Origin of the sequence: Mesorhizobium amorphae CCNWGS0123, assembly GCF_001686985.1 — a bacterium.
In the GTDB taxonomy this organism is placed as follows: domain Bacteria; phylum Pseudomonadota; class Alphaproteobacteria; order Rhizobiales; family Rhizobiaceae; genus Mesorhizobium; species Mesorhizobium amorphae.
In genome coordinates, this window is the sequence record NZ_CP015322.1 from 765,638 (window position 1) to 778,701 (window position 13,064).

General features: G+C 57.3%; 5 protein-coding genes and 4 pseudogenes. 4 read left to right on the forward strand and 5 right to left on the reverse strand.

The features are described 5' to 3' along the window. Window positions 1-562 precede the first annotated feature (562 nt). A complete protein-coding gene (locus tag A6B35_RS33315) occupies window positions 563-1,174 on the forward strand; it encodes a 4'-phosphopantetheinyl transferase family protein (protein WP_006204740.1) in 612 nt (203 codons plus the stop codon). Here A6B35_RS33315 and A6B35_RS33320 read toward each other — a convergent pair. Beyond that, window positions 1,175-1,672, reverse strand: a pseudogene (locus A6B35_RS33320) (IS630 family transposase); the annotation flags it as partial. A gap of 150 nt (window positions 1,673-1,822) precedes the next feature. Between A6B35_RS33320 and A6B35_RS35255 the strand changes: the two are divergent. Continuing rightward, a pseudogene (locus tag A6B35_RS35255) lies at window positions 1,823-2,159 on the forward strand (IS630 transposase-related protein); the annotation flags it as partial. 20 nt (window positions 2,160-2,179) lie between these two features. Here the strand turns inward: A6B35_RS35255 and A6B35_RS37705 are convergent. The 4 genes and pseudogenes from A6B35_RS37705 to A6B35_RS36060 form a co-directional block, all read right to left on the reverse strand. Then, a pseudogene (locus tag A6B35_RS37705) lies at window positions 2,180-2,422 on the reverse strand (hypothetical protein); the annotation flags it as partial. Window positions 2,423-2,468: 46 nt separating this feature from the next. Further along, a pseudogene (locus A6B35_RS37710) lies at window positions 2,469-2,766 on the reverse strand (DDE-type integrase/transposase/recombinase); the annotation flags it as partial. A gap of 167 nt (window positions 2,767-2,933) precedes the next feature. Further along, window positions 2,934-3,284, reverse strand: coding sequence for a transposase (locus A6B35_RS33330; protein WP_065518406.1), 351 nt, complete (start codon window positions 3,282-3,284; stop codon window positions 2,934-2,936). 139 nt (window positions 3,285-3,423) lie between these two features. Further along, window positions 3,424-3,585 carry a hypothetical protein gene (locus A6B35_RS36060; protein WP_156788647.1) on the reverse strand — a complete coding sequence of 54 codons (162 nt, stop codon included), beginning with the start codon at window positions 3,583-3,585 and terminating at the stop codon, window positions 3,424-3,426. Between the two features lie 658 nt (window positions 3,586-4,243). Here A6B35_RS36060 and A6B35_RS33335 point away from each other — a divergent pair. Further along, a complete protein-coding gene (locus A6B35_RS33335; RefSeq protein WP_065518407.1) occupies window positions 4,244-11,518 on the forward strand; it encodes a type I polyketide synthase in 7,275 nt (2,424 codons plus the stop codon). A gap of 317 nt (window positions 11,519-11,835) precedes the next feature. Further along, window positions 11,836-12,612 carry an enoyl-CoA hydratase-related protein gene (locus tag A6B35_RS33340; RefSeq protein WP_006199827.1) on the forward strand — a complete coding sequence of 259 codons (777 nt, stop codon included), beginning with the start codon at window positions 11,836-11,838 and terminating at the stop codon, window positions 12,610-12,612. The last annotated feature ends 452 nt before the right edge of the window (window positions 12,613-13,064 follow it).

Sequence of the window (13,064 nt, forward strand, 5' to 3'; positions counted from 1 at the left end):
AGAAAAGAGCAGATGGCGTGATCGATCGATCCAGGACGCGTAATACTCCGTTCCCGGCAGTGGCCTTCGTAGGTCGCGTCCCTGTTTGGAACACGCGCCGCGGAGCCCATCTTGGCCAGCGTTCATATGGGAGCGCGACAACAGGCCGGACATATGCACGCAAGCGATACGATCAAAATAACGCTCGACATCTTGCAAGGAGGGAGCCGTCCACATATGCCGGGACGACGGCGTCGGTGACCTCGTAGATGGGGCGGCAGCCCTGTTAAGGTACCGCAATACATTGAGGCACCCACGTCCTGAACGCTGGCATGCGGCGACCTTGTGTTAACCGCGAAGAGAACCACAGAGCCGGCAGGAACACCAATACGTCGACAAGGAGCTTGCAATTAGCCCCGCGATCGGAGAACCCCATCTAAACACTTAGGTCGTGTGGACTCTTGCGATTGAACGAAGCCGGTGACGCGGCACTTGGCGGGAGGTTTGCGGTGACCCTTCTGTCAATTGAAGCAGCGCTGGCTGTTGATTTACGTCAAAAGCTCAAAGCTCAAAGGATCAATACGTGGAGATTATCCCCTCTGATCACCCGAACATCCTCATCGGCATTCGTCGGATAGAATACGGCGACCAAACCGCCTTGTTCTCTTCAGAAGTTGCCACGCTAGGACGCGCCGTCGCCAAAGTCCGTCGCCAAAGCGGTGCTGCTAGAATAATTGCGCGAACACTCCTTGGCCAAATGGGATTTCCACCGACGCCTATCGTCAAGACACGATCTGGTGTTCCGACCTGGCCAGCTGGCATTGTTGGCTCAATGGCACACCACGATACAGCAGCAGCAGCAGCCATTGTAGAGAAGAAAAGCATTGTAACGCTTGGTATTGACATTGAACCTAACGAACCGTTGCCGAAGGAATTAGTCGAATTGATTGCTACCCCACGCGAGCGACAAGTTTACGAATCGAGTCTTCTTAGTATGCGGATTCTATTTGTTTTGAAGGAGGCGGTATATAAAGCTTATTTTCCGATATATCAAAATTTTCTTGACTTTCAGGATGTTGAAATTGATATGGACGCTCGCTTAGGCCGCGTGGCGAAGTCAAATTGTACGTTTCCCCTGGAGATACATACTTCTAAGAATGTGATCGGCTTGGCATACTTATACCGCCCTCATTGATCAGAACTCATTCGCCCATTTTCTGCGACCGATGGACATGATCTTCCAGGGTCGGTCTTGCAGAGTTCGCCATGCGTGGCAGCAGTGGTCGACGATGTCTTCGTAGGATTTGAAGACGCGGTTCGAAAGCCGGTTTTCACGCATGAATTGCCAGATGTTTTCGACGGGATTGAGTTCGGGCGATTTCGGCGGCTGGGGCAGGATGGTGATATTTTCGGGGACTAGCAGGTTGTTGGACATGTGCCATCCTGCCTGGTCCATGATAAGAATGGCGTGCGCATCGTTGGCGACGTTTCGGGAGATCTCGATCAGATGCTGGTTCATGGCATGGGTGTCGCACCATGGCATGACGAGAGCTGCGGCCTTGCCGTGCTTGGGGCAGATCGCGCCGAAGATATAGGCGGAGCGTGTGCGCTGGTCGTGCGGTGCAGATGGCCTTGATCCACGCCTGGCCCGGCGGCGGGTGATTTTGTTCTTCTGGCCTATCCGCGCCTCGTCTTGGGGGATGGTTCGCCTCCTCCCCGGCGGATACGATTGCCGCGCCGGCCCATGGAACCGACTAGAGCACGTCCTTAGATCGATGAATCGATTGTGATGTGACGAGGGCGTTGGCAGTGTGATTCAACATCCATTTTCATGAGGTGGATGATGGGAAGAGCACTGAGCGAAGATCTTCGGTCCCGGGTCTTGAAGGCTTCGGACGCCGGCATGTCGGCGCGGCAGCTGCGGCGCGGTTCGGGGTCGGCATATCGAGCGCGATCCGTTGGATCGCTCGGGCAAGGATCGGCGAACTGACGCCACGCCGCAAGGCCGCCGATGCGCGTCCAGCCTCAATGCGCATGAAGCGTTCATCGTCGGGCTAATCGATGAACGCAAGGACATCACGCTGAACGAGATGGTGGAACGACTGGCGGTCGAGCGATCAGCCCGGATCAGTCGCAGCGCCTTAAGCGCCTGGCTTGGCCGGCACGGCTGGACGTTCAAAACGTATGGCCCGCCTGTCGGACGCACGTATTCCGGCGACATCAGTCGGACCTCATGTCCCTGGTCGCTCAGAAGCCGACTCAGATGATGCGCCCCGCAGCAGGCCTCCATTGCAACCGTGCAGGGCGGAAGCTTCGAGGCGAAGCCCACAATCGTTTTCGGTTGCATGCGGAAGCGATTCTCACGCTGCCAGGCAGGCGGACGTCCGGGCGAATCTAGCTTCTTTCGAGTGCACCGATCTGAAGCGCGTTGGTGAACCGTCATTGCAACCTCCAATCTCGTGGTGTTGCCACGACCGCTTGAATCCGCCTTGGGATCCACGATCGGAATGATGCACGTAGCCCGGTGGCGGTTTGCGTCCTTCGACTGCGGCGGTCAAAGCCGTTAGCGTCAGCCGCGCGTCGATCGAGCGGCTGATGGCGTATCCGACAACCCGCCCGCGACCAGGCATCCAGGACGACGGTAACATAGGCAAAACCGCCGACGACGGTGACGTATGTGATATCGGCCACCCAGAGTTGGTTGGGCCCGTCGGGGATGATGTCCTGGGCGAGGTTCGGGAAGATCGGCTGATTGTGATCGCTGTCCGTGGTCACCGTGAATCGGCGGATCTTCATGTGCTTGACGATCATGCTCTTGTGCCGAAGAGCGGCACGGACACGGCGCCAGCCATTGTGCTCGAACTCGTCGCAGATGGCTGCGATCGCTTCGACGATCGCGGTGTCGTCGGACGTCTTCTCCAGGCGGTCGTAGTAGGTCGAACGCGCGATCCCCATCAGCCGGCATCCTTCGGCGACGGAGAGACCTCGGGACCGGTGATCGCGGATGTAGGCCTGTTTCTCTGCCGCGGTCCTGCATGCAGAGCCCCCTTTAGAAACTCCGGTTCCAGAGCCTGCTTGCCGACTAACCGTTCGAGCGCGGCAATGCCCGCCTCATAAGCCTGGAGAAGATCGGCCGCTGCCGCATCCTCATCGAGAGCGCCTGCCTGAAACTTCTCGACCCATATCCGGATCAGATTGCGTGAGATGTCGTGGCGCTTCGAGAGAGCATGTAGGGTCTCGCCGCCGAAATACTCCTGCGAAATCTGCCGCTTGAATTCGACGCTGTGGGTTCGGTGCTTTGCCATGGGCCTTCATCCTCTGAAAGCCCGGCTGCCCGGTCAGTTACCGAAAACCATCCTGTCCGGCCCGATGGGCCCACTCCAATCCGGGCAGTTTTGGTAGCCGTTTGACACGATAGCGGGCGATCAGCCGGTAGAGCGTCGGCTAGCTCAAACCAAGATCATGAGCCAAACCGATTATGTCCGCGGCGCGCAGCCTGTCATTCCCTTGCGCCAGCTTCAGCTGGATGGCCGTCAGACGGCGGAAGCCCTCATTCCATCGCGCCTGATCTTCCAGGCTTTCGAAAGCAGGATCGTCAAGAGACATCCGGCATGAGTCTCACCGAAAAGCATGAAGTCTCAGATTCGCAGGTTAACTGCTCTTCGCCAACCAGATTATCGAATTAACCGTCGAGTCTCAAATGACGCTCCTGGCGCTAACTCGTTGAAATGCCTCTTAACCGATTCTCATCGCTAAATGGCTCCAGACAAAAACTATGAAGTTGGTCATATGAACAGTTACAGAAAAGTTTGTGCTATTGAAAAAGTATTAAAAAAATGTGTAATAATTTTCACAAATCTCTTCTTCACATGACCGCCGATAATTGCTAAAAACAGGATCGGAAAAAGTTGGCTTAGCCGTTGAAGACATAACATTGCGGAGAGTAACTGGCTTATTTCGGAGTAAATAATGTGGGGCCGACGCCTTCTACACGAAGAATGCCGCGCTAATCCTGTCGGACGGATCAGATCGAGAGCTGGACATATGTTTCTGCTCGATACTCCCCCGCTAAGCGACTTCCACTGGAGCCTTTGTCGAGCGCTCCCACCCCAGCCAGATCTTCGACGATCCATATGAATTCGACGCGTCATGCTTCGTCAATGATGCGGCGTACAAGCGTGCCGACTCAATCATGAAACTCACGGGGAACGTCCAAATGGGAGACGTCTATTTCAGGCTGAATGGAAGTGGAGTGGTTTGAGAAATGGAACAAGTTCGGGAGCAAGCCACAGCATTGCTGAGCGTCGTAAAGAGTTCACTTGACCCATCGTATCGGATAATTTGTTTCCCGCATGGGGGTGGTAGCGTCCAGGCGTTCCGTACCTGGTCTGACTATCTCCCCGCTGACGTTGAGCTTATTTGCCTGGATCTTCCCGGGCGCGGCAAACGGTCAGCTGATGCCGTCATCCGCAGGATGGATGTACTGGTATCCGCGGTTACTGAGGCGCTCCGCGCGTACAGCGACCGTCCTTTTGTTTTCTTCGGTCATAGCGTAGGTGCCCTTGTGGCTTACGAGATCGCCCGCTTCCTGGAAAAGGCCGGTCGGCCATCTCCCTTCCATATTGTCGTGTCTGCTCACAAGTCGGCGGATGTTCCGACGGATGGGCCGCCAATGTATAGATACGTGGATGATAGGTTAACCGATTTGGTCCGGGTCCTTGGCTTGGTCCCCAAGGAGGCGCTGGCAAATGAGGAACTCCTACATAAGTTCATCTTGCCGCCGCTGCGGGCCGACTTCGAACTTGCGGAGACTTACGACCGGACCTTACCAACGCCACTCAACGCGGCAATCACCGCAATGGGGGGGCTTCAGGATGAACTACTCAATGCGAACGATCTCGACGAATGGCGTCGACTTACAACGTCGCGCTTCGCTCGGATTATGTTTGATGGTGATCACTTTTACACCCATTCCATGACGGCGGAAGTGGTGTCTACCCTCCTGCGTGAAGTTGGGGAGGTGAAGACACAACTCCCAGCTTCCATTCGAATTGCCGAGCCCCTACCTTATCCCGAATTACCACTGCATGACCAATTTAGCAAACAAGCAGCCCTCAATCCCGAGGCTCCTGCCGTCGTCTCAGAGATTGGGATCATGACCTATCGTGAACTCGACGACCGGAGCGAGATTCTATCCAGTCAGCTGCTCGGACATGGTCAGAGCCGAGGTTCGCGCGTGGGTATCCTGATGGATACTTGTCCTGAATACGCCGTCGCGTTGTTCGGTATTCTTAAAACAGGCGCGGCTTACGTCGTGCTTGACAAGGCTCAGCCCGTTGCAGCGGTAGAGCGTATACTTGAAATGGCATCTGTTGAAATCGTTGTCACCAACAACCGATTCGCCGCTAACCTTCCTCCCAACTGGTCAGGTATTGCGCTGTCGCTTGACGAGGGTCGGGACGCACAACCCGGCAAGGCCAGTCCGGCCAATCCCGAAACGGTCGATCTTGATGCGCCGGCCCAGATTGTATTTTCGTCCGGGACGACTGGTGAACCGAAGGGAATCGTCTGCCCCCACCGAAGCACTGTTTGCTCTTACCAGTGGCGTTATCACGCGCTGCCATACGCGCCCGATGAGCGCGAGGCGGTTAACATCTTCTTGGTCTGGGAGATAATGCGGCCGATCCTCGCCGGGATGCCTGCCTATCTGATACCCGACGACGTTATCTACGATCCGCACCAGCTGGTCGAGTATTTGGAACGCAATCGAATTTCCAGAACATTATTAACCCCTTCACTGCTGGATGTGGTTCTCAGCAGCGGCTTCCTCGACCCCTCCCGTCTTCCGGATCTCCAATTAATTTACTTATCAGGCGAGGTGGTGACAGCGGCGCTGCTTGCGCGTGTGAGAGGTGCGCTGCCGCATGTCAAAATTATCAATTACTACGGAGCTGCCGAGGCAAACGATGTCACGTATATCGACTTAAGCGAGATCGATCCTGCGACAACACAAAAAGTCGTCCCGGTCGGTCCGCCTCAGCACAATGCCAGTGTCTATATCCTCGGGGAGCAACGCGACCCCGTACCGCTGGGCTTCTTCGGCGAGGTCTTCGTCGGCGGCGATGTCTTGGCTCATGGATATCTCAATAGCCCGCAGATGACACGGGAAAGGTTCTTTCTCGACCCGTTCAGCGCTGGTGGCAAGATGTTCCGCACTGGTGATCTTGGCCGCATGCTGCCCGGCGGCCAATTAGAGATCATCGGGCGCTGCGCTTTCATGGTGAAGATCCGAGGATATAGCGTCGTTCTCGGGTCTGTAGAAGCTGCTTTGCTTCGGTACTCCGGCATCTCCTCGGCCGCCGTATTGCCGGAACTCGATCCGACGACCGGTCAGCCTGATCGACTGATCGCCTATGTAGTGTTGCGGAATCCGTGCAAGGGGTGGCAGGCTTCTTTGCGGGCGCATTTGAAGTCTGAGGTGCCGCACTACGCGATCCCGTCAGAGTTCGTTGCTGTGACGGAATTGCCTATTGCGGCCAATGGGAAACTTGATCGGTCGCGCCTCCGCGGGCTCGCGCAAGAGGTGTGCGCTCCAGTGACAGGTGCCGACGAGGTCGAATCGGCACTTCGCGCAGCCTGGCGCGACCTTCTCCAAGCTGAAGTTGCCGATCCGGGCGACAACTTTTTCGACTGCGGCGGACATTCCCTTCTGGCTGCCCGTCTCTGTGCGCAGCTTCGTAGGAGTCTGAAGGTGGAGCTCCGCGTCGTGGAGGTCTTCCTCAATCCGACTTTTAAAGAACTGGTGGCTCTTCTCCGCGAGCGCGGCGGCGAGCAGAGAGGTCCTCAAAACCGGCAACTTCCCAAAACACCGCGCGTCTCGGCGAGCAGGGCGCATAATAAGGCGTTCGACGGGCGACGCGGGCCCGGTATGGACATAGCGGTGATTGGTATGGTCGCGCGTTTCCCCGGCGCGGAGACAGTCGATGAGCTCTGGGAGAACCTGTGCCAAGGGGTTTGCTCGATCATCCCGCTGCCCGAGCAGGAACTCAAGGCGCGGGGGATACCCGAGGCTGTCCTGCAGCGCCCCGATTATATCCGCGTAGGCGCCCATCTCAACGACGTGGACCGTTTCGATCCGGATTTCTGGCACCTCTCGCGGCGTGAGGCAACGTTAATGGACCCGCAGCATCGTCTCTTCCTCGAATGCTGTTGGAACGCCCTCGAGTCGGCCGGTTATGCGCCAACTCAGCATGAGGGCCGGACCGGAGTTTTCGCGGGTTCGTCTCTTCCCCTTTATCTACTACACCACTTGAAGGGAGGCGGCCTCATCGATCCTACCAACGCGCCGCTCGCTTTCCTGACGGAGCTTGGCAACGACAAGGACTATCTTGCCTCGCGCGTGTCCTACATGCTGAACCTCAACGGACCCAGTATTACGGTCCAGACCGCGTGCTCAACTGGACTTGTGTCAATTGCGGTCGCCGCTCAGTCACTCGCGGCCGGCTATTGCGACATGGCGTTGGCAGGCGCGGCGAGTATCACCTTTCCTCAAGCAGGGTATCAGTATGTTGAGGGTTTCATCAATTCCTCGGACGGCGTATGCCACGCCTTTGATGCCGATGGCAGCGGCACGGTGCTTGGAGACGGGGCAGGGGTCGTCGTTCTCAAGCGCCTCGAAGATGCCCTTGCGGCGGCCGACCCTATCCATGCGGTAATAAAGGGATGTGCCATTAACAACGATGGCCGCACCAAACCCTCCTACTCAGCGCCAAGCGCGCGAGGCCAGACGGCTGTGGTGCGGCAAGCACTTGCCTCCGCGGCACTTGGCGCTGAAGATGTGGAATACATCGAAACCCACGGGACTGGCACCAAGATTGGTGATCCGATTGAAGTCTGCGCTCTGGCAGAGGCTTTCGCGGGGCAAGCGGAAAGTCGCAAAACCTGTGCGCTGGGGTCAATCAAACCGAATATTGGCCATGCCAACGCCGCCGCCGGGGTCGCGAGCTTTATAAAGACAGTGCTCACCGTTGAGCGAGGTTTAATTCCCCCGACCATCAACATCAACCGGCTAAATGAGGAGTTAAATCTGGAAGGAACATCCTTCTTCGTCAATGAGCAGCTTAGACCCTGGCCTCGTAAGCAGGGTCGCGCCCGAACTGCCGGAGTCACTGGCCTTGGTATTGGCGGGACCAATTGCCATGTTGTGCTGCAGGAATGGATGGACGAGAACGTACGGAAGTGGCCTGGATCGATCGTGCGGGGATCCCACGCTCTGTGTCTATCCGCAAAGACCCCGTCGGCGCTAAGCCGGGCCTGCCAGAATCTAGCCACGTTCCTGCGGCGCAACCGCCATATCGATCTTGGTGACGTCGCCTACACGCTACACGTGGCGAGATGCCATTTCGATCATCGGACCGTCGTTGTGGCGTGCAACTTAGATATGGCCATTAAGAGACTAGAGGCAGAGGCGAATCGAGCGGCCGACCGAATTCTCTCCTCACCGTCGATTGCATTCATGCTGCCGGGCGGTGGGGTGCAGCACCCGGGAATGTTCAAGGACCTGTTTGATCACGTGCTGGACTTTCGCGAGGCGTTCCTGACTTGCGCCGCCGCTGGTCGCCCGGTCCTGGATCGTGATCTGGAGTCCCTCGTGTTTGGGGAAAACGACGGCCACGCGGCCGCGTCCTTCGAAGAAATCAACGTCATGATCTTCTCCGTGCAGTACGCTATGGCACAATTGCTGGAAGCGTGTGGCTTACGTCCCGACTACCTTGTCGGTCACAGCATGAGCGAATATGTCGTGGCCACCTTGGCGGGCATTCTGAAAGTGGAAGACGCCATAGGGCTAATGGTCGCTCGTGGTCGCGCGATGGCGAATCTTGGCGTCGACGGTGCTATGCTTGCGGTTAAATGCAGCCCGGACGATGCTGAACGCATCCTCGAGGAGGAGGCTTGGCGTGATCGAGCTGAAGCCGGCGAGGTCAGCGTTGGTGTCGTGAACTCGAAAACCAGTGTTGTATTCACCGGGAAACGGGAACTGATTGAAAGGTTGCAGCAGAGGCTCGAAAAGGCAGAAATCCCCAACCAGATCCTCAATACAGCTGGCGTCCCGAGCCACTCTCCGCTGATGAAACCGGCAGCTGATCTTATCGACGCACATGTTCGCACGCTCGAACAGCGAATACCCGATTTGGCCATCGCTCTGAATTCAGGAGGATATCTGCACCAGGCGAAAGTGCCTCTGCCAGAGACCTACTGGAGTAGGCAAGCGAGCGGAACGATCCGATTCGATCGCTCTCTCGCCGCTATCGTCGCGGCCGGTGCAACTGCGCTCATTGACCTTGGCCCGTCGTGCAATCTGGCGCGTTTCGCACATGAAGCAATGAATCCAGAGGATGGTAAGACCAGAATTCCAGCGATTGCCTCAGCCGCGCGCGGGAAGGACGATCTGAAGTTCACCGACCGTCATGTTCTTCTGGAATGTCTGGGGGACCTCTGGTCCTTGGGTGTTGCGGTGGATTGGAAACGAGCCCGTGATCAATTAGAACCGTTCGGTTCTCACCGACGAATATCCCTTCCGACGTACTCGTTTGATCGCTACCGTTGCTGGCCGGATGGTCCTGCTGGCTTGACGGCTCTGCCGCAGACCGAGGAGCGAGAGCGGCGCAGGGGAGAGGCGTTCATCTATGCGCAGAGTTGGACAGAAAAAATACTTCCCCGCCTGGCTTCCGGTGACGGAAGCACAAAGGCGCTTCGTTGGTTGGTGCTGGCCGATCGGCCGTTTGGTGAGACGCAACGCGGGGGAGACGCGTTGGCAAACCGCATCACGCGGCAGTTGGAGGATGCGGGTCATGAGGTTGTTCGAGTTTGCCGACGAACCAAGCCCTCGAATCCATCCATCAAGGTCAAAGGGTCCATCATCATGATCGACCCCACCCCAGAAGGCTTGAAGGCTCTCTTCGACGCCGAGATCGCTTCGGGCCGTCCCGCTGACCGCATTCTCTGCCTCTGGCACCTGCACGGCCGCGCCGACGCATCCGGGGGCCCCAATATGCAGCAGACCGATCTTTTGCGGAGCTACGAGGCGATACTCGATGTGGCGCGAGTTCTCTCTCCACTGACGTTCCAGACTCCGGTCGATGTCTGGATCGTTGGGGACCGGATGGTCCAGGTCGGTGAGGAACCTGTAGATCCCGAAAAGGCGTGCGTCTTCGGTCCCGCCATCGTACTGCCACAGGAGAACCCGAGCGTCGATTGTCGGGTTGTGGACTTGAACATTGACGACCCGGGTGTCGCCGATCGGCTCGTTGCTGAAATTGGGCGGGACGTGCCAAGTCCCGATGGGGTGGTCGCCCTCCGCGGGAACCGGCGGTGGGTGCCTCATTTTCCCGAGCTAGCCCTCGCCGCACGAGTTCCCGGTGATGAGATCCTGCGACCCGATGGCGTCTATCTGATCACAGGAGCTCTCGGGCGAATCGGTCTTTCCTTGACCGAACACCTCGTAAAGCTTGGGGCGACGGTCATCGCCATAACCCGCCGCGCAGTACCCGCCGCTTTGAGTTCAGGGCGCGTGTATCTCCATGAGGATGGCTGGATACGCCGACTGGCCGCGCTTGAGGATGCGAAGGGCCGGGTGATCCTTCGCCAGGCGGACGTATCAGATTTCGACAGCTTATCGAGCGTTCTCGACGTGACTATTCGGGAGTGCGGCCGGATCAACGGCATCTTCCACGCGGCTGCACTGGGCGATTCGAAGTTCCTTTCAGAGATGGAGGATACGACCTCTGCCAATGAATTCGCCTCCAAAGTGATCGGGACGCGCAATCTCTATGATGCGCTGAAACGAATTCACTCTACCCACACCCCGGTACCGGAATTCGTTTTCCTTTTCTCCTCGCTTGCTTCAATTCTGGGCGGACCGGCAATGGCCGCTTATGCGGCGGCGAATAGGTTCATGGACGCCTTTGCACGCCAAGTGCCAGGCAAACTCGACATCCGGTGGATCAATTCCAACTGGGATGACTGGGATTACTCATACGAGTGGCAGGTCACTGCAGCGTACGCCACATCTCACGCGAAGGAGGTGGCACTCGGTCCCGACGAGGGGATCGACATTATTGAGCGCATACTGGCAACCATCGACAATGGTCAAGCCATAGTAGCGACGCGCCCCTTGCCTCCGCGCATAAGGCAATGGGTCGACCAGGTCCGAACAATCACGCCCGACGAGCTGCCGGATGAAAAGAAGACATCTTCGTGCGAAGAAGGCAGAAAAAGCAAGGACAACATGCTAGGAGAGCGCGATCCGCGGAGCCTCTTCCTTGATGAAGTCAAGTCGCTTTTGGGCGCCAAAGAAATAGGTTTGGATGACAACTTCTTCGACGTTGGCGGAGATAGCCTTCTCGCCACAGCACTTCAAGTCCGTTTGATGAAAAGCGATCGCTGGAGGTCGCCGCAACTGAATGAGATATTCAAGGCGGAGACGTTCGGCGACCTCTATGACCGAATTTCCAGACGTAACGGCCATCAGTCGCAATAACCGCGAAAGCGGAAGCATCATACCTTCCGGCTCAATTGGACGATAGCGGTGAGATGGCCATATGCGGCATCCTATGAAACACTCAGCCGGGCGTCGGCTCGGTGCTTGAACCGGCTCAGAATACCTTCGTGATTGACTACGGCCATGAACTGAAACCAGCGTTTGATCGCTGGATGGTGAAATCACGACGTTCCGACGATCCGGCGTTCCGCAGTCTCCAGAATAAATGCGATTGTGCAGGATGAACCTGAGGTGGAAGCCGATGCGGGATGGATCCACCAGACGGCCCGCCACGGTCCGCGTTAGAAAGGACAATAATGTACAAGGAAATTCTGTACACGGTCGACAACTTCATCGCTACCATCACGCTGAACCGTCCAGATCGACTTAACGCTCTTACCCCTCAGATGGAGTCGGAGATACGCGCTGCAACAGATCTTGCAACCGCTGATGACAACGTCCGCGCTATTGTAGTGACAGGGGCCGGCCGGGGATTTTGCGCGGGGGCCGACGTGTCCCTCCTGACCCCAGGGGTTAGTGAAGACCTAGCTGGGAATCCCTATGACTCTGATCAGACGTACTCGTATCTGCTCACCGTGCCAAAGCCGATCTTCATGGCGATTAATGGGGTTATGGCAGGCGCCGGCGTGATCTTCGCCGCGTTCGGTGATTTCCGATATATGGCCGACGGGGCAAAGCTCACAACGTCTTTCGCCAGGCGAGGCCTCGTCGCCGAATTCGGTATATCTTGGCTACTCCCTCGCCTGATTGGCACGATGAACGCACTCGACCTCCTTTGCTCGGCGCGAGTGGTCGAGGCGCGTGAGGCGGACCGCCTCGGGCTGGTGCGTACACTGCAGGCAGAGAACTTTCTTGCGACGGTGCAGGGAATCGCGCGCGAGATGGTAACAATGGCCTCGCCACGATCCATCGGTGTGATAAAGCGGCAGATTTACGACTCATACTTTCAGTCGCTCGACGAAGCCTCTGCCTTTGCCGACGAGGAAATGCGGGCCGCTTTCGCGTCAGAAGACTACATAGAAGGCGTGGCGCATTTTGTAGAAAAGCGAGCGCCAAATTTCACCGGGCGTTAGGAGGATGGTGATCGCTTGAAAGATGCTGGTGGGCTCGGGCGGAGATGGTGCAAACCATTGAGGTGCGGTCTCCGAGCAGTTTGTACCTGCCGGCGGCAAGCTCATCGTCGCCGGCTTCTGCAGTGGCACACCTGGATCCACAAGCGTCATCCTTAATCGAGCGGAGATGAAACGCGGCTGGTCAACCATCGGCTTTAGGCCGCTATGCTCCGCGCTGTCCGAGATGCGCTTCCTTCGAGGCGAGACCTGGCGTCACAGTCGACGGTCTCTTGGTTGGAGAACCTCTCCGCTGTGCGGGAATACCAAAGCGCAGCGTACGGCACGTTGGACGCCGTGCAAGCCGCCAGCACGTTCGTCTATTCGGCGCCCGCTAAGCGAAGGCGGCCCAGCGGGATTGTCGTGTCTCAACAGTGCCGCCGGATCGCCTGTGCGATCCTTCGACCGGCTAACAT